The organism is Neptunicella plasticusilytica (assembly GCF_047922965.1).
GTDB classification, from domain to species: domain Bacteria; phylum Pseudomonadota; class Gammaproteobacteria; order Enterobacterales; family Alteromonadaceae; genus Neptunicella; species Neptunicella plasticusilytica.
The window spans coordinates 3,366,078-3,384,726 of the sequence record NZ_CP150481.1; the positions used below are offsets into that span (position 1 = coordinate 3,366,078).

Consider the following 18,649-nt stretch of genomic DNA (forward strand, 5'->3'; position numbering starts at 1 on the left):
TCGCTAAAACCTATTCAATCAGTAACCAGTCAAGCGGCGTGCCTTTGGCTAAATCCTGTTTGGCAACACGACCTTGCACTCTTTGCCAATGTTTAGGTGCTAAACCAAAAGCAGGGCGCACAATGCGTAAATTGTTTGATCCCAAGGTGTCACCGGCCTTGATATCGGCACTGACATAAATAGAACGGCGATATTGTTTGGATTTTTCCTCGGCTTGTGTACCACCATAAACCACCTTGCCCATCGCCAGCCAGGCCCGCTCGGTTTCGCTGGTCAACAGCGTCAATTCGCCAGGTTCCAGTGAAAATTCGGCATCAACGCCACCAGCACTGCGATCCAGCACAAAATGCTTTTCAATAACCGTTGCACCCAGTGCCACTGCCGCCACCGACACGCCTATACCGGCAGTATGATCGGACAAACCTACCTGACAGCCAAAGGTGTCACGCATATTGGCAATGGTATTGAGGTTGGTATTAGTCGGTAGTGCCGGATAGGTACTGGTACATTTAAGCAAAATAATATCGTCACAACCCGCCTGTTTTGCAGTGGTGACGGCCTGTTCGATTTCACTGACACTGGCCATACCGGTGGACATAATCAGCGGCTTACCCTGGCTGGCCGCCTTGGCAATCAGAGGCAGGTCAGTCAGTTCAAACGAGGCAATTTTATAACAAGGCACATCCAGCCCGGCCAAAAAATCCACCGCCTGTTCATCAAAAGGCGAACTGAATGCCAGCATGCCCAATTCACGTGCTTTTTCGAATAAAACCGGATGCCAGTCATAAGGCGTCGCCGCCTTTTGATAAAGGGCATGTAGCGATTCGCCGTACCACAAACTGTCCTGTTCTTCGATGACAAACCCTTTACTTTGCACATCCAGGGTCATGCTGTCGGCGGTATAGGTTTGCAGCTTGATCGCGTCTGCCCCGGCAGCCGCTGCAGCTTCAACCATTTGAATCGCCAGATCCAGTCGCTGGCTGTGATTGCCACTGAGTTCAGCAATAATAAAAGGTTTATGGCTGGCACCGACTAACCGGCCACCGATATCAAGATCCTTCATTGGCTTGCTCTGTGAAAATGGATTGGATACTTTCCAACAAGGCTTCCGGTGCAATCGGCTGGGGAGCGGGGTCTGTGGCGTAATCCGGCATCAGTGTCCGCGGATCTACGTCAGCACAAATCACCAAACTGGGACAGCCAACGGTTGCCGCCAACCATTGGGGGGCCGAGGGCGCGGTTACCAGTAAGTCACTGGCTTTTAGCTGAGCCAGCGTCTGGCGCATGGGAATTTTGCCATCAAAGCCGGTCCAGACGTGAAAACCGGCTTGCTGCAATAATTGCTTGAGTTTATCGCCATAGGGGTAGTTTCGCTCTGCTGTGCGTGCCTGCGGTGCCAACGCAATGACTTTCTGTTTTTTACCGATTTTTTTTAGCTGATGATCGGCTTTAACCTCTATCTGCCAATTCATATCTAGCTGATCGAAACCACAACAGGAGCGTAAATAAAACTCCGGGTAGCCATTGTCCGGTAAAAACGCACTTTCCCACCAGGGACTGTGCCAACGGGACATACCAAAAAAACTGCTGTGGATGTAGGCTGCGGGATCATTAACATATTCAGGTTTAAGTGTTTGAGTCTGGAACTGCTCGAGTAACTCCTGCACCGAGATACTCATCATATTGCCGATAACGTGTTCGCCTGCGTCCTTCAAAAACCGGCTCATAAAGCAGGGCATAAACCAGGTATCCAGATTGACTATCTGGTCATATCCCTCACCAATAATTTTCTCCGCCAATCCCAGAAAGCTTTCCATTGCCGGAATAATATTCTCCGGCCATTGATCTTGCTCCAATGTCAATAGCTGCACATTCGGTTCGGCCAGACGAATCATATCCTGGCCGGCTGAAAAGGTCAGAAAACTGATACTGGCATCAGGAAATTGTTGTTTAAAATAGCGTAGCGCCGGAATACCGATGCAGGTCACATCGCCCAGCCCGAGCATCCTGATCAACAGGATTTTTTTAGGTTCCATCAATTATGGTCTCGCATATAAGCTTGGTACATCAGTTCGGCGCGCAGCCAGTCTTCTTCGGTATCAATATCCTGAACCAGATGACGGGGCAACACAACCGGAATACTGTGGTCGGAAAATATCTTCTTGCTCGATAAATAGTCATTACTCCGCCCCCAATAAAATTGTCCCGCGTCGTGGTAGGTTTCTTCCAAATCTTGTGAGCGTTTTGCAATGTTGTCCGGGAAAACCGGCTCTACACCATTGTTTATTTTTCGTAATGAGCGTTGGATGGGAAAAGCATAACTGGTCACTGAGAAAGCAAATGCCTTATCTTGTTGCCGATGCAGCTCCTGATAACCCTCCAGCAAACTATCGACTTGCAAAAAAGGCGCAGTGGCGTAAATACAGCAACAAAGTTGCGGTTCAAAAAAATGTTGGCGACAATATTCGATAGCATGGTTAGTAACAGGTCGGGTACCGGTATAATCATCCGCCAACTCAACCGGCCTAATAAAAGGAACGTCGGCACCATATTGCAATGCCACATCCGCGATATTTTGACTATCGGTTGAGACAATCACTTTTTCAAACAAACCGCTGCGCATGGCCACTTCGATCGAATAGGCGATTAGCGGTTTTCCGGCAAACTCGCGAATATTCTTGCCGGGAATGCGTTTACTGCCGCCTCGGGCGGGAATTACTGCCAGATTCAATGCCATATCCTTACATCAATGCGTTAGTCAGTTCACGGATCACCTTATTCTGATCATCGGCGCTCAGCGCAGGAAATAAAGGTAAGGTTAACGCATTCTGGTAAAAATGTTCGGCAGCCGGAAAATCTCCCGGCGCAAAGCCCAGTCGCTGATAATAGGGCTGCAAATGAATAGGAATATAATGCACGTTCACGCCTATTCCCTGTTGATTAAGCGAACGATAAACCGCCGCCCTGTCATGCTGCTGCAATTCAATACTGTATAAATGCCAGGCGAAACAACGCTGTTCATCGACAACAGGTAAAATAACCGGTAGACCGGCCAACGCATTTTGATAACGTTCAGCCCTAATTCTGCGTTGCTGAATAAACTCATCCAGTTTTTTTAACTGGCTAATACCCAACGCCGCATGTAAATCACTCAGGCGGTAGTTGAATCCCAGTTCAATCTGTTCGTAGTACCAGCTACCTGGTGATTGCTGCTCCATCAAATCCGGATCACGGGTGATACCATGCTTGGCAAACAAGCCAAGGCGTTGGTAAAACTGAGCATTATTCGTTGTTACCGCACCACCTTCAGCAGTGGTAATAGACTTGACCGGATGAAAACTCAGTACTGCCATATCTGAATATTGGCAACTTCCGATTGGCTTACCTTGATAATAACCACCTAACGCATGGCTGGCATCTTCAATGATATAAAATCCATATTGTTCCGAAAGAGCCTTTATCGCCTGCATATCACAGCTGATGCCAGCATAATGAACCACGATGACAACTTTAGGCAGAATAGCCGTCTGCGCCAGTTTATCCGCCAGTTTTTGTGGACACAAATTACGACTAACAGGATCTATATCCACAAAATCAATTGTTGCACCACAATATAAAGCACAATTAGCCGATGCAACAAAGGATAACGGCGAGGTCCAGACACTATCGCCTCGTTCAACCCCTAATGCCAGACAGGCAATATGCAATGCAGATGTGCCACTGTTAACGGCCAGAGAGTATTCGCTGCCGCAATAGCGATTTAATGCTTGCTCAAACGCTGGCACCTGCTGGCCTTGAGTAAGGAACTGCTGTTGCAGTACATCAACTACCGCATCGATATCTTCCTGTTCGATGGCATGCTTACCGTATGGAATCATTGTGAGCTGGCGTTCAACTGTTTTAATTCATCAACAGTCAGAAAATGCGAATTGGTGCCGGAGTGATACTCAAATTTTTCATCTACCGAACGCCCTTCTTCTCCTAACTTGTTTTTGTTGTATTTTATATTTTTGTCAAAAAAGACAATCGCCGGCGCAATCACAAAATGATCGTCGAATTCATAAGAATGGTGAGACACTTCTTCGGGCACCATGATTTCATGAATTTTCTCACCGGGGCGGATACCAATAATGTCATAGTCACGATGACCCGACATGGACTCTACCAAGTCGATGATTTGCACCGATGGAATTTTAGGTACGAAGATTTCGCCGCCCTGCATGCGCTGGAAATTTTTGATTACAAACTCAACACCCTCATCCAATGTGATCCAGAAACGGGTCATATCTTTGTGTGTGACGGGCAATCTGGTTGTGCCGGCAGCAAGCAACTCTTCGAAATAGGGGACAACTGAGCCGCGCGACCCCACTACATTACCGTAACGAACCACAGCAAAACGTGAGCCTTTGGCACCGGAAATATTATTGGCAGCGACAAATAGCTTATCTGACGCCAGTTTGGTGGCACCATATAAGTTAACCGGATTGGCGGCTTTGTCGGTAGATAATGCGATGACCCGGCTGACATTGGATTCAATACAGGCTTCAATAACATTCTGTGCGCCCATAATGTTGGTCTTGATACATTCCATCGGATTATATTCAGCCGCGGGGACCTGTTTGAGTGCTGCGGCATGGATCACATAGTCCACATCGCGCATCGCAGTTTTCAACCGTTCTTTATCGCGCACATCACCTAAAAAATAGCGCATGCAAGAAGCATTAAATTGCTTTTGCATATCAAATTGTTTCAGCTCATCACGGGAATAAACAATCAGCTTTTTGGGCTTATAATCTTTCAGAACTCTGGCGATAAATTTTTGCCCAAAAGAACCTGTTCCACCAGTAATCAGTATACTTTTTGAATCAAACATGTTGTTGATCTTCTTATATAACAATTGTGCAATCGCATGATATTGATTTTGTACCATGAATAGTGCGTCAGGAAAACATCACTACGCGTCATCTAGATAGGCTACAGCATAAACCATGCCGATAATTTTGGTTATTTATACTTTTTAATCACTTTGCGATTGCGTACCAGTTTAGCCAACTGTTTTTCGGTTTGCTCATAAAGGGACTGGGCTTGAGATTGGAGCAACTGGTTGGTGGCCAATTCCGCCTTACCAAATAGCTGTTTCTGTTCATCATCCAGTTGATTTAATTGTTCGAGGACTAACTTGTCCCGGATATTGACCAGCGCAAGCAATTCAGCGTGATCAAGTTCTTCCTGTTCGAGCAAGGCTTTTATTTGCTGCAGGTTTTGGTCAATATCCGCTGTAGAAAAAGAGTGTTCTGAGTTGCTCACATCGCCGCTTGTTGATTTTGGCGCTGTAGCACATAGGCTTCCTGTTTGGCATCTTCAGGGATCTGTGACCACGCCGTTTTAATAGGTAACATCAGATTAATCACTTCATCCATAATCTTCAAGCTATTCTGGACATTGGCATCAGTGATACGTTGCAGCATGTAATCGTACAGGGAGAACAGGTTGTCAGAGATATCTCCCCCTGCTTTCATATCCAGGCTATCGCGCAAGCTCACCAAAATAGCCGTCACCCGCGATAAATTCTCGGCTTTGGCGGCATAGTCCTTACGCTCTATATTACCTTTTGCATAGGCCATTCTGTCCAACACGCCTTGCATCAACATCAGGGTGATCTTGTGTGGATCGGCATTGGCAATTTCCTGCTTAATATTGCCTTTTTTATATGCGTTAATCCCCTTCAGTGCCATGATAATTTACCTCTTAATGATTATCGATGAAGTGCTGTTATTAACCCAGCGCGGCCATTAGCGCCGCACCGGTACTGTTTAATTGTGCAACCGTTTTGTCCAGGTTCTGGTATTTGCTGCGTAGCACATCTTCGTAATTGGCCATTTGCAGTTCCAGTCGCTCGCGCTGATCAAGAATAGACTCTTTATCATCTTTGTAAGCTTGTTCTCTGGTGCGCAGCAAGCCACCAAAAGTCGTATATTCGTAGGTAAAATCATACAATCTGGAGCCGATACCGTTATCGCCGGTGAACAGATTGGAGATTTCATCAAAGTTATCTTCCAGTGCTGCAGCAAGACGTTCTTCACCGCTGTCTTGCCCATATTCGTCAAACTCACCGATCTTCAGCTTGTTGTCTTCGTCAAACGCAATACCCAGTTGGAATAACGATCCCAAGCCTGATTCAGGTACAAATGATGAGACAATTCGGGCCAAACTGGACTGAATATTGCGCGCCATAAAGTCGCCTGCCAAGGGACCATCTTCTTCCAAGTCTGACTGACCATATTTGGTCAGGGTGTTGATTTCTGTCATCAGTGAATTGTAGTTATCGACAAAATCACGAATTTTTTTCTCGACACCTTCGGTATCAAAACCAATTTCCAGGGTTGAGGTCATCGGATTCCCCAATGCATCCAGCGAGGATAATTCATCCACATCAAAGGAAACATTTTCCAGGACATTTTCAAACTTGTTGCTGTCACTCTCAGCCACAATACCATCGATAGTCACCTGAGCATTCTGGGCAGACTTAACTGGCGTGAGATAAGTGCTGGTTTCGCTTGAATCTGTGGTCGCTACCCGATTGAGATCAGCCAAATCATTATCATTAACAATTTTAAGATCGTTACCCGCACCGGTAACCGTTGAAGAGAACACCAGTTTGGCACCACCATCAGCCGTGCCGGTATTGATAATACTGGCGTTGACACCAAAATTATTGCTATTGCTGTTAATCTTGGCGCGTAACTGCTCCAGTGTCATACCCGCGGTAACATTGACACTAAATGAATCGCCTGAACTGTCGATTTTAAATGTCAGTGAGCCACTGCCTGAACCTAACACTGAAGAGGTTGAACTGGCAAAGCCACCGTCTACCGCATTGGCCGTTTCTACCCGACTACCACTAGCTAGTTGGGTCACGGCAATTTTATATTCGCCCGCAGTTGCAGAGTTTGACGCATCTGCAGTAAAAGGTTCCAGCGTTTCGCTGGGATGAGATGCCAAGGCCTTACGCCCACGAAGTTCATAATCAAAACGTAAATCGTCAACTGACTTTTTAAAGTCATCCATTTTCGATTTAAGTTTCCCGATACCAGATAACTTCGCTTCGATTGTTTCCTCACGCGCATCCAGACGATCGACTTTAGGTTTACGCTCAGCCTCCAGTAACTGGGTTACCAGATCATCGAGTGCTAACCCTGAACCCACGCCCAACGATTGAATAGCCATGATAAACCTCGCACGTAATGCCTTGACATATCTTGTGTTATTTACTGTTTAATCAAAACACTGTCTGACTATACTTCTTTGCTAAATAACACGCCTACAGCTGCCCCGATGTCAGATTGTAAATCCTGAATTCTGGCTGCCAATTTTAACACTTCATCGGAAGGTAATTGACGAATCACTTCGCCAGTATCCGAATCCGTCACTTTTACCACAGAGCGATTGCTGTTCTCATCAACTGAGAAGTTCAATTGCCGACTTTGTGACTGAACAAAATCATTCACTTCAGCCACCGCAGTTTCCACTTCCCTTGCTGACAATGTATCGGCTGGCTGCGCTACAACTTTACCTTTTTCAGCACGATCTAAAGGTTGTGTTGTTGCTTTATCTGCCTGGGCAGATTGCTCGTCCGGTTTTGTCGGCTGTTGTCTGAGTTGCTGGGCAATATTGCCATTGGCAAATGCCTGCCCTGCTTGTGAAAAATCAATATCCATCTTCCACCTCTACTTACAATCAAAAAGCGCGGCTACTACAAAAATCATCCAACAAGCAGTAACAAATTGCGTCACCTGCCTGTTTTACTATTACTAATAGTAGCCCAGCTCATATTAACCTAACAACGTTAAAGCAGCTTGCGGTCTTTGATTGGCCTGGCTCAATACCGAAATACTGGCCTGTTGGACAATCTGGTTACGTGTCAGTTCTGCCGTTTCAGCGGCAAAGTCGGTATCGCGAATTCGTGACCGGGCGCCGGAGATATTCTCCGAAATATTGCTCAGGTTACGAATGGTCGATGAAAACCGGTTCTGCAAGGCACCTAAATCAGCCCGCGCACTACCAATAGTAGACAAGGCATTGTCGATAGTAGTTAACGCACTACCCGCAGCATCGGCGGTTGCCACAGAAACACTGCCCACAGACAAACCTGAAGCACCGTAACCACCAGAGCGCGACAAGTTGACAGAAATGGTTTGGCCACTGTTAGCACCCACCAAAAATGCTGCGGAGAACGTTCCTTTGAGCAAGTCAACGCCACCAAACTGGGTATTTTGCCCAATCCGACTGATTTCACTCTTCAGTGCCGATACTTCTTTTTGCAGTGCCGTGCGGTCAGACGAAGTATTGATACCATTTTGTGCCTGTACCGCCAATTGGCGAATACGCTGCAACGAACTGGTAATCTCTCCCATCGCACCTTCTGCCGTCTGCACCAATGAAATACCATCATTCGCGTTACGGGCAGCTTGATCCAACCCCATAATTTGCGATGTCATACGATCAGAAATTTGCAAACCGGCCGCGTCATCCGCCGCACGGTTAATACGAAAACCTGATGAAAGTCGTTCAAACGATGTCGATAATGACTGCCCCGAGTTAAATAACTGACGCTGTGCATTCAACGAAGATATATTTGTATTAACATATAAACCCATAGTATTACCTCCTGAGAACAATCTTGGGTACCCTCATACCCAAAACCGCTCGCCTAATTTCAACTCTTGCGAGTTGCCTCATAAAATCGAGTTCCAGTACCTCTACCAAAACTCAAAAAATTCTATAAATAGAATTCCCCTCAGCTATAGTTATCGACCTAACTATTAGAAACTTTAGTTTTTTTTGCGTTTTTAAATTTATTTAAAAACAAACAGTTAACTTCACTTGAGAAAAAAAATTAAAATAATTCACTGCTAGAAACGGCGGTTATATTGTTGAATTGAATGCTTTTTGTCTGATGGGGCTAATGCTAAAATCAGCTTAAATTATTTATTACCTAGCAGGATTAATCACGCATGTCCCAATATGTCTATACCATGTCGCGAGTCGGGAAAATCGTTCCTCCCAAAACCCAGATACTCAAAGATATCTCTTTATGTTTTTTCCCTGGCGCAAAAATTGGTGTGTTGGGTCTGAATGGCTCGGGTAAATCAACCTTATTACGGATCATGGCGGGAATTGATACCGATATAGAAGGCGAAGCACGCGCACAACCCGGGCTAAAAATAGGCTACTTACCGCAGGAACCTCAACTTGATGCCAGTAAGGATGTACGCGGCAATATTGAAATGGCCGTGGCCGATGTTGCGCATGCGTTAAAACGACTGGATGAAATTTATGCGGCCTACGCCGAACCTGATGCAGACTTTGACGCCCTGGCCAAGGAACAAGGTGAAATGGAAGGGATCATTCAAGCTAAAGATGGTCACAATCTGGAAAATGCCTTGGAACGTGCTGCTGATGCATTGCGTTTGCCACCGTGGGATGCAGATGTAGAAACCTTATCTGGTGGTGAACGTCGCCGCGTGGCTTTATGCCGCCTATTGTTAGAAAAACCCGATATGTTGTTACTGGACGAACCCACCAACCACCTGGATGCAGAATCAGTTGCCTGGTTGGAACGCTTTTTACACGATTATGAAGGCACCGTAGTAGCGATTACCCACGATAGATATTTCCTCGACAACGTCGCGGGCTGGATCCTGGAACTGGATCGTGGGCATGGAATTCCATGGGAAGGAAATTATTCCTCCTGGTTAGAACAAAAAGATCAGCGTTTAAAACAGGAAGAGCGCAGCGAAAGTGCTCGGCAAAAATCGATTCAACAAGAACTGGACTGGGTACGCAGTAATCCCAAAGGACGCCAGGCCAAAAGCAAAGCCCGTATGGCGCGTTTTGAAGAGTTGAACAGTAATGATTTCCAGCGTCGTAATGAAACCAACGAGTTATATATCCCGATTGGTGAACGCTTGGGCGATCAGGTTATTGAAGTCAGCAATCTGCATAAGTCTTATGGTGATCGCGTATTGATTGACGACTTGTCTTTTACCATGCCCAAGGGCGCTATCGTCGGTATCATAGGTCCCAACGGAGCGGGTAAGTCAACATTGTTCAGAATGTTATCCGGACAAGAAAATCCGGATAGTGGCGAAATCATCATTGGCAATACCGTGCATTTGGCCAGCGTTGACCAGTTCCGCGATGATATGGATGGCGGTAATACAGTATGGCAGGAAGTATCGGACGGACTGGATCTGATTAAGATTGGCAATATCGAATTCAACAGCCGCGCCTATCTGAGCCGCTTTAACTTTCGCGGCAATGACCAGCAAAAATTTATCAAGGACTTGTCTGGTGGTGAACGTAACAGAGTACATTTAGCCAAGTTGCTCAAGACCGGTGGCAACGTTTTATTACTGGATGAGCCCACTAACGACCTGGATGTAGAAACTTTGCGCGCACTGGAAAACGCACTGCTGGCTTTTCCCGGTTGTGCAATGGTCATTTCTCACGATCGCTGGTTTCTGGATAGGGTCGCTACTCATATTCTTGACTATCGTGATGAAGGCAAGATTAATTTCTATGAGGGTAATTTCAACGAATATGAAAGCTGGTTAAAAGCTAACTTTGGTCAGGACATCGTCGAACCACATCGCCTTAAATATAAAAAAATTAGTAAATAAGTCTTTTTTAGCAGGGCGAAAGCCCTGCTATATATTCCCACCCTTCCCAATACAGCCTCCATTATTCAACTTATTTAAAGTATTCGGTTAACCGTGTTTTTATGCCAAAATAATTGCTAACCAGTTAAAATAGAAGGTTTTTAGCGTTTGGCTATCAAAAAAATCCGTATTAAAAATATCACCATTGATTTGGAACGTGCTGAAATTAATAAAGACGGAAGCGTAGAGTCGCTCGAGCCCAAGCTAAATGCCGTACTAAAGATATTGTGTGATGCCGAAGGCAATATCGTCAGTCAACAAACCTTATTGGATAAGGTGTGGGGTGACGTTGTTGTAACAGCTAACACGATACAGCGCTGTATCACACAGCTGCGCAAACAGCTGAACGATGATGCCAAACGGCAGCATATTATTAAAACCCATCCTAAGTTGGGTTACAGCATAGTGCCACCTATCATCCAAAGCACAGAACGCAAACGCACCTACAATCCTTCTTCCAATAAATTGGTATTATTCATTGTTGCTTTGTCATTTGGTGCTTTAATTATTTTTTGGTCGGCAAAGCCGAATTATCCAACCTTGACCCGCAGTGAACCAGTAACAATAGACGGTAAAAACATCATTGATATTACTTTATCCCATCAAGGTGATTTTGTGGTGTTTAGTCGAGAAAACAACAAGCAGCATCAACTGGTCATTCAAAACACATCTACTTCTCAGCAGACAATATTGGCAGACAATTTATGGATACACGGTGAACTTGCACTATCACCCGATGACAAAACAGTCAGCTTTGGCTTACTGACCCGATTTGAAAAGCATAAATGTATTCAACTAGTGAATTTCGAATTATTGAGCAGAAAGATAACGCCATTAACTAAGTGCAGTGACGGTTTTGCTCACTCGCCCACTTGGATAGATAACAACAGCTTGGCTTATTTAAATACTGGCACAGATCATCTTAGCCAGATAATAGTGTTTAACCTTCAGCAACAGCAATCTCAATCACTGAGCAATCAATATTTCACCACATCGCAGCTGTTTTATTCTGACGAAAACCAAATTTTAGGCTGGTTAAATGAGGGTAAAATCTGGCACACAACGTGGCAAGACAAAAGCCAACATTGGACGAATTTAAGTAGCAATGAGTTGCCTGAGCGACTAAAGCAGGCTAGTCAGGCGAGTTGGTTTAATAACGACACTTTGATACTTACACATAACAAAACACTCTATTGGTTACAGAATTTTCAGCTAGTTAAACAGCAGCCATTACCATTGAATAACCAAATCCTCAGTGTCGAACACGATTTTCAGCATCAACGGTTTTTAGTGTTGCAATCTCGACTGGATACCAGTGTAAATAAAAGACAATTTAATCAGGATAAAGGTTTCACTGACGCGATTGTTTCGCCCAGCGTGTTTAAGGAATGGAAAGGTAAATATCAGCCTAATACTAACAAAATTGCCTTTCTTTCCGATCGCACTGGCACAACTCAGATTTGGTTATCTGGCGGGGCAGAACAACAATTAAGTCATCAGCCAGAGGATGTAAGTGATTATCTTTGGCAAACTAATAACCAGCTGATATTTATCAGTCATCAAACGCTTTGGTTAGTTAAACTTGGCGATAAGGCTCAGAAGCTCAACACAGAATTTATTCCACAGCAAATCTATCAAAGTAAAAAGCATAAGGTACTGATGTCAGCCCTTATCGGGGGTAAGTCATCACTTATTATGTATGATACTCAAAGCGGCCAGTATCAATTGCTGCTGGATAAAGAAATAAGCTGGGCGCAGCAAATAAGCAACGCAGTACTACTAAGCGCGGACGTTCACGGCAAATTAAGCAAGTTTGTGAATGGAAGAGTTCAGCCCATTGCAGCACTACCGGATTTGATTATTCAGTCTGATTTTATCGAACAAGACGGTTTGATCTTTTTACAGGATAAGCAGTTGCATGTTTGGTGTTACGACCCAGTCAAAGAACAGGCAGCCGTTATTGGTCACTACGATGAAAACGCGACGTTTATGACGGATTTCGATGTCAATACCAATCAAATGTTGTCCAATAATCAACAGGCCGAAATGCGCGAAGCGGTGTGGTTATCCGCCTCGCCTGAAATATAAACCTATATCACTTTAATTCTTTGATCCGTGCTTTAATATAAGTAACAGCTTCTGTATTTTCAGCTTGTTTTGCCAAGTTTAACCCACGTTTTAGCGTTTCCTTCGCCTGTGTATTATTGCCTGATTGTTTTTGCACGTCAGCTAATCGGGTATGCAAAAAAATGCTTTGTGGCTCATTTTTTAACAAGGCTGTCATTACATTTTGCGCGTCGGCAAAGCGCTTCAAAGACACATAAAAATAAGCCAGATCTATATGGGTGTTTTGACTGTCAATTTCAAAACCGTATTTTTGTTTAAGCTGAGCAAAATAGCGGTTAACGCCGTTAGTACCCGTTTGCTCAAACTGTTCAATTGCTGGAAATCGGTCGGCAAACAGCTTTTCTCCCGCATCTACCAACCCAATTACGGGGCCACTTAAATAATTATGCTGACTTAAATCTTCAGCGTAAGTCACCAGACCTGGCAACTTATCCTTCAGTCTTTGATTAAATAACATTTGTAATTGCTCAAAAGGCTCACTGTTTTCATCGAAGCTACCTAAATTGAGATACAAAGCGCGATATTGATAGTCAGTGCTTAACTCAAGTTGTTCAAATCGCTTTACGATACCGCTGTTATCTAATGCCAGTGCAGGACTAAAGGCCATGTAAACATTAAACAATGAAGGCTGCTGTAAAAAAATCGACAGAATTTGATTGGCGGCTGTGGAAAAACCTTCAATCATGCGAAACGGTTGAGTACGAAAATGCTGGTCGATATAAGGAATAACGTCTTTTTGATAAACCTCGATAGCCAGCCTATCTGCGCTCCCTGACGCTTTGGCAAATTTATCCATTTCACCATTAGCTGTGACTTCCGGCAGAACAACAATAATAGATTCAAAAAACGGGGCAAACTGCACATGACTCAGCCAGCTCATTTGTGCCCTTAACAAAGCTAATCGCCTGTCACTTGAGCGGGTATACAACACTGGATAATGCTTTACCGCTTCTCCCTCAAGTTGTTGTTCCGTTTGCTGATAAGAATCCGGTAGCAACACTTTAACTTTAAATTGCTGCTCCACAACCTTGGAATCAATCACCATCCACTCATTTTGTGCAGCATAAGTGTTTAAAGCAGTGCAATAGGCCAATAGCAGACCAATCAGTTTTTTCATAGGGTTTTCCCGTTTAATAGAATTGGGTGAAGCGTGACATTAGCTATCAATAAAAACTGGAACAAATGCTGATTAAAAACTGATTTTTTTCTGATGATCCGGGTAAAAATGGCAATATAGACAAATACCTGAAATATATAATTCAAGATCTTGTTATTTAAGCATTAATTAAAATATTCCCCTGAGCATCGTTTAAAAAATCTATGCATAAGTTGTCCGACAACGCTATGCTTACTGAAGTAAATCTTAATGGATGGTGTTGTGGATAAAAGACGTTTCACCCGAATTGTATTTTCCGCTCCCGTGCAATTACGTCAGGGTAGTCATGCGTGGGAAAGCCATCTGCTGGATTTATCCCTGCATGGTGTTCTGATCGCTCGACCAAACAATTTTGAACCGCAAAAGGACACCGACTTACTGGTGACATTTCAGCTTGAAGGCCTGCCTAATGCGATTTTGATTGTGGGCAAAATCAGTCATATGAATGATGATGCTGTAGGCATTATGTCTGAATTGATGGATCTTGACAGTATCAGCCAGTTGCGTCGCTTAATCGAACTCAATATGGGCGATGACGAACTATTACATCGTAATTTTGATAGCCTTTGCCAGCTCGAAGACCCCCATTCCATTTAAATTGCCTCGAGTGCTTCACCCAATCTTTTCACCCCGATAACTTGCATGCCGGCTACCGTCTGCTTAGGCATATTGGCAAAAGGCACAATGGCTTTTTTAAAACCGTGCTTGGCTGCCTCGGTTAAGCGTTCAGTGCCATTAGGCACCGGCCGGATTTCGCCGGCTAAACCGACCTCACCGAACACGATCAATTCCTGTGGCAGGACTTTATTTTTAAAACTCGATACCATTGCCAGCAATAACGCCAAATCGGCACCTGTTTCAGATACCTTGACCCCGCCAACCACATTGGCAAATACATCCTGATCGTTCATTTGCACACTGCCGTGCCGGTGCATCACTGCCAGCAACATAGCCAGCCTATTTTGTTCCAGCCCCACCGCTACTCGACGAGGATTGGCCATCTGGGAATAATCCACCAATGCCTGTATTTCGACCAGTATCGGCCGTGTGCCTTCCCAGGTCACCATCACCACTGAGCCGGGAGATGGTTGTTCATCCCGACTCAAAAATATCGCCGAAGGATTTTTAACTTCTTTTAAACCACCACCGGTCATGGCGAAAACACCCAGCTCATTTACCGCACCAAAACGGTTTTTCTGTCCTCGCAAGGTTCTATAGCGACTGTCACTTTCACCTTCCAGCATCATCGAACAATCAATACAATGTTCCAATACTTTAGGCCCGGCCAAACTACCGTCTTTGGTCACATGACCGACCAGAAACATGGCGATATGATTTTGCTTGGCAAAACGCGTGAGAAATGCGGCGCTTTCACGCACCTGCGAGACACTGCCCGGTGCAGATTGTACGTCGGCGACGTGCATAACCTGAATAGAGTCAATCACCATGATGCGTGGCTTAACCTGCATGGCAATATCACAGATAGATTCAATACTGGTTTCAGCTAACAGTTGTAATTTATCGGTAGGCAATCCCAGACGGCTGGCTCTTAGCGCCACCTGTTGCAAGGATTCTTCACCCGTCACATATAATGCGGCCTGATTAGCAGCTAAAAAACACATGGTCTGCAGCAGCAAGGTACTTTTTCCGGCTCCCGGAGAACCACCAATTAACATAGCCGCCCCAGGAACAATTCCACCGCCCAACACCCGATCCAGCTCCTTAAAACCGGAACTGAAGCGTGGCAAGGCTTGCAAGTCAATTTTATCCAGCGTCTGCACTTCAGCCCGGGTTTGTCCGGCGTAACCACTTCTTTGTGCCGAACTTCTTGCAGCGGCGGGACTGACAACAAATTCGGTAATAGTGTTCCATGCTCCACAATCTCCACATTGCCCCTGCCAACGGGGGTATTCGGCTCCGCAATCGGAACAGACATAGGCAGTTTTACGCTTGGCCATATTATTCAGGATTCTGTTGATTTTTACTTGGAATGCTATGATTCTACCCTAAAAAGGAACAGAATTATTCATTTACGTCGATAAGCCTGTATAGGCTTAACATTCTGTTAAAACAGGACTTTTACTAACTGTCTACCAATATGACTCAGGAATTTGAACAATATCAGGATCTGATTGAGCAATTAAAACCGGTGGTCAATGAGCCCGATTTCAATCAGACCTTATCCACGATGGCCAGTCACGTTTCCAAGCCGAAGCGTTTTCTGATTAAAGTCGAGTTAAAGCGACTGGCGCGCCCATGCGTTCAGGTTATTGACCTGCGCGGATTAGTCGATGGACGCTGTTCACCCTATGAATATGGCGGGATCACTCATTTTCTCGATCAAATAGCGGTGGATGTGTTTGAAAGACAAATCCGGGCGTTCGGTCATTATACCGTCGGTGTATTTGAAGCCGTCAATAATACCGAAAACAATTTCCGGGTTATGCATCAAAAAGAACAACAAAACCGCTTTCTCCCGGAGACTCAGGATAATAGTCCGTCAAAATCTGAGCACCTCTATCCAGCCCGAATTATCCATTTTAATGCATCCCGCCAACGGCATGAAGAGCGGATGAACTTTGTGGTTAATGTTGAAATATTTAATCAGCTCAATGAAGCTATCGCCGCCACGACCGTCGATATTTCGGTGAACGGACTCAAAATTAAAGTGCGTAAAGATCGGCTGTTTAAACCACAGGAACAATTGACAATCCAGTTCAGGGGTCTCAACACCGATAACACTTTAGAAAAAAATGAAGGCGTCCCTTACGAAGTTATTGATATTGAGCAAGGTCAGGATGAGCAGCGATTAACTCTGTGTCGATCTCATAACAAGCAAACACCCAGATTCGACGCATTCTTGCAGCGCTTTATCCAAGGCAACAAGCGCCGCTATAAGGTCAATATGGATAACACCATAGAGGCTATCCAGACCAAAGGCTATGAGCAATATTACATACCGCAGTTTAATCCTTTGCCTATTTTTATTGAGCAAAAAGATCTGCAACTGCAACCACGTTATATTCTTACCAATGATATCAACAAAGAAACCGTTACTTACTGGACGGATGAAACCGGACAGTTAAGAATCGAGCATTTACTGACCCCGGCACGGCTTAATAATATAAGCCAGATGGAGAATAAACAGACCTACTTGTATGTATTCAGTCGTGTCAACAATGATAAAACCTTTTTCTACTCGGCGACGCCTGATCAACTCGAAAAACACTCTCAGCTAAAGCCGGTATTTTTGGGTTATGGTAGTCGTAAAGCCAGTTGGAGAGTTTACAAAATACAATTGTTGGACATCCACCCGGATCAATGTCATGCCCCACTTTCACTCCCCGATGATTTGGGAAACAGTATCAAAAAACAGAACAATCAACCTTCTGCGCGGTTAATGGCGCGGTTAATCAAACTAAAATATATCGCACTGTTAACTGATATAACCGACGACTGGAATACTATTGCTTACCAAAAATACAAAGTGAATAAAAGCACATTGCCTGGCATTAAACCTTTTGTCCATTCCCGCCTAATGCCCACAGAACCGGTTAGCTTACATAGATTCAAATATCAAAACCTGCGCCAACAAGAACGTTTCCAGTTGCGTACCAAGGTATTGGTGGATATGGCAGAAGGCCAATTGCAGGGACTGACCGAAGATATTTCTCCCAATGGGGTCAGGATCGAACTTAACACTGCATTTGGCGGGAAAATATTTGATGAAGTGGCGCTGAGCTTTCCGCAATTACAAAAAATGAGCCACAAGTATCCACTTAAAGGATTGCTCTATGAAGTCAAAAGTATCAATAACGATGCCACTATTCTGCATTTGAATGTGGTGCAGTATGGTGAAGAGAACATTGCGCAGTTATTTTTTGAACAACTGATCAAAACTAACCGCAACAAACTCAAAACCTATCGAGACGATGAAACTGTACCAGGTATGGGAGAAGCGTTACGTAATATCTATTCTGCCAATATACCGGATGTTGCCATTTACATGCGCAAAGACGGTGTCAATTATCAGCCCGACGCGGTTGCAATTTCCCAATCAGCGCACCGCTTGTTGCCACTGCTCAAATACCGGTCAGAGCCAGGTAAGTTGAATTTATATCCGTTATTTGCAACCAATAATCCGGCTTTTATCCAACAAACCCTGAAAAAACTGAAAAACAACAGTAAACCTGTAATGCGCGAAATGTTTATTGCTTTTAATTCACAGGAAAGCGGGCATAAAGAGGCGATCAAAGTTAAATTTGTCGACCAGTTTGAACAAGACGGTCTGCGCAGAGAATTTATAGCCCAGGCGTTAGGAGGTGGCCATTTTTATGCGATTAAAATCTTTATTGCTCGTACCGGTCGGCCGGATACTGAAATGATTAGAACCGAAATGCAATACGTCGGAATTTACGCCATGCATAAGGCAAAATTCCTTGAAGAACAGCTCTGGAACGTCACAGGAGTGGGGAATATAGTAGATGTCACCGAGGAAGTCCTGTTACGTTATGGCTTTATCGACAAAGTCATAAACAGACCAAACCTAGCTGAATCCACAGTTGACGAACAAAACGAGCAGCCATCTTTAGTTTAACCATCTTCGGTTGTCTGGCTTCCCTTGTCGGGAAACGGGATTCAGGCC

Annotated in this window: 16 protein-coding genes; 4 read left to right on the top strand and 12 right to left on the bottom strand. The window is 44.6% G+C overall.

Annotated elements, in window-relative coordinates; genetic code table 11:
- Positions 1–10: 10 nt before the first annotated feature.
- The 10 genes from pseI to V1467_RS15175 all read right to left on the bottom strand — a co-directional run bounded on the left by pseI (position 11) and on the right by V1467_RS15175 (position 8,657).
- On the bottom strand, positions 11–1,063 hold the full coding sequence (gene pseI, locus V1467_RS15130) for a pseudaminic acid synthase (protein ID WP_416305811.1): 1,053 nt from the start codon (positions 1,061–1,063) through the stop codon (positions 11–13).
- Positions 1,050–2,036 carry a glycosyltransferase family 9 protein gene (locus V1467_RS15135; RefSeq protein WP_416305812.1) on the bottom strand — a complete coding sequence of 329 codons (987 nt, stop codon included), beginning with the start codon at positions 2,034–2,036 and terminating at the stop codon, positions 1,050–1,052. Before V1467_RS15135 ends, pseI begins: the two co-directional genes overlap by 14 nt.
- The gene (gene pseF, locus V1467_RS15140; protein WP_416308712.1) at positions 2,036–2,731 is read right to left on the bottom strand and encodes a pseudaminic acid cytidylyltransferase; all 696 of its coding nucleotides are present in this window, start codon (positions 2,729–2,731) and stop codon (positions 2,036–2,038) included. Before pseF ends, V1467_RS15135 begins: the two co-directional genes overlap by 1 nt.
- A 10-nt stretch (positions 2,732–2,741) precedes the next feature.
- Positions 2,742–3,878, bottom strand: coding sequence for a UDP-4-amino-4,6-dideoxy-N-acetyl-beta-L-altrosamine transaminase (pseC, locus tag V1467_RS15145; protein WP_416305813.1), 1,137 nt, complete (start codon positions 3,876–3,878; stop codon positions 2,742–2,744).
- Positions 3,875–4,873 carry a UDP-N-acetylglucosamine 4,6-dehydratase (inverting) gene (gene pseB / locus V1467_RS15150; RefSeq protein WP_416305814.1) on the bottom strand — a complete coding sequence of 333 codons (999 nt, stop codon included), beginning with the start codon at positions 4,871–4,873 and terminating at the stop codon, positions 3,875–3,877. The genes pseC and pseB overlap by 4 nt, the downstream gene beginning before the upstream one ends.
- A 131-nt stretch (positions 4,874–5,004) precedes the next feature.
- Positions 5,005–5,307, bottom strand: a complete 303-nt coding sequence (locus V1467_RS15155) for a hypothetical protein (protein ID WP_416305815.1) — start codon at positions 5,305–5,307, stop codon at positions 5,005–5,007.
- Complete coding sequence (gene fliS / locus V1467_RS15160; protein ID WP_416305816.1) at positions 5,304–5,735, bottom strand: flagellar export chaperone FliS; 432 nt, start codon at positions 5,733–5,735, stop codon at positions 5,304–5,306. The genes V1467_RS15155 and fliS overlap by 4 nt, the downstream gene beginning before the upstream one ends.
- Positions 5,736–5,775: 40 nt before the next feature.
- Positions 5,776–7,227 carry a flagellar filament capping protein FliD gene (fliD, locus tag V1467_RS15165; RefSeq protein ID WP_416305817.1) on the bottom strand — a complete coding sequence of 484 codons (1,452 nt, stop codon included), beginning with the start codon at positions 7,225–7,227 and terminating at the stop codon, positions 5,776–5,778.
- Positions 7,228–7,295: 68 nt separating this feature from the next.
- Positions 7,296–7,718 carry a flagellar protein FlaG gene (locus V1467_RS15170; protein ID WP_416305818.1) on the bottom strand — a complete coding sequence of 141 codons (423 nt, stop codon included), beginning with the start codon at positions 7,716–7,718 and terminating at the stop codon, positions 7,296–7,298.
- 114 nt (positions 7,719–7,832) lie between these two features.
- Complete coding sequence (locus V1467_RS15175; RefSeq protein WP_416305819.1) at positions 7,833–8,657, bottom strand: flagellin; 825 nt, start codon at positions 8,655–8,657, stop codon at positions 7,833–7,835.
- Positions 8,658–9,014: 357 nt separating this feature from the next.
- On the opposite strand from V1467_RS15175, the gene ettA reads away from it, so the two are divergent.
- Together ettA and V1467_RS15185 are read left to right on the top strand one after the other, a co-directional pair.
- Positions 9,015–10,682: an energy-dependent translational throttle protein EttA gene (ettA, locus tag V1467_RS15180; RefSeq protein WP_416305820.1), complete on the top strand. Its 1,668-nt coding sequence runs from the start codon at positions 9,015–9,017 to the stop codon at positions 10,680–10,682.
- Positions 10,683–10,829: 147 nt separating this feature from the next.
- Complete coding sequence (locus V1467_RS15185; RefSeq protein WP_416305821.1) at positions 10,830–12,809, top strand: winged helix-turn-helix domain-containing protein; 1,980 nt, start codon at positions 10,830–10,832, stop codon at positions 12,807–12,809.
- Between the two features lie 7 nt (positions 12,810–12,816).
- Here the strand turns inward: V1467_RS15185 and V1467_RS15190 are convergent, their stop codons facing one another.
- Entirely contained in the window at positions 12,817–13,965 is a 1,149-nt protein-coding gene (locus tag V1467_RS15190) for an alpha/beta hydrolase-fold protein (protein WP_416305822.1), read from the bottom strand.
- 261 nt (positions 13,966–14,226) lie between these two features.
- Between V1467_RS15190 and V1467_RS15195 the strand changes: the two genes are divergently transcribed.
- A complete protein-coding gene (locus V1467_RS15195) occupies positions 14,227–14,601 on the top strand; it encodes a PilZ domain-containing protein (protein WP_416305823.1) in 375 nt (124 codons plus the stop codon).
- Here the strand turns inward: V1467_RS15195 and radA are convergent.
- Positions 14,598–15,962 (bottom strand): DNA repair protein RadA, encoded by a 1,365-nt coding sequence (gene radA, locus V1467_RS15200; protein WP_416305824.1) that lies wholly within the window; start codon positions 15,960–15,962, stop codon positions 14,598–14,600. The two genes, V1467_RS15195 and radA, sit on opposite strands and share 4 nt — an antisense overlap.
- A 140-nt stretch (positions 15,963–16,102) precedes the next feature.
- Between radA and V1467_RS15205 the strand changes: the two genes are divergently transcribed.
- Positions 16,103–18,601, top strand: a complete 2,499-nt coding sequence (locus tag V1467_RS15205) for a PilZ domain-containing protein (RefSeq protein WP_416305825.1) — start codon at positions 16,103–16,105, stop codon at positions 18,599–18,601.
- The last annotated feature ends 48 nt before the right edge of the window (positions 18,602–18,649 follow it).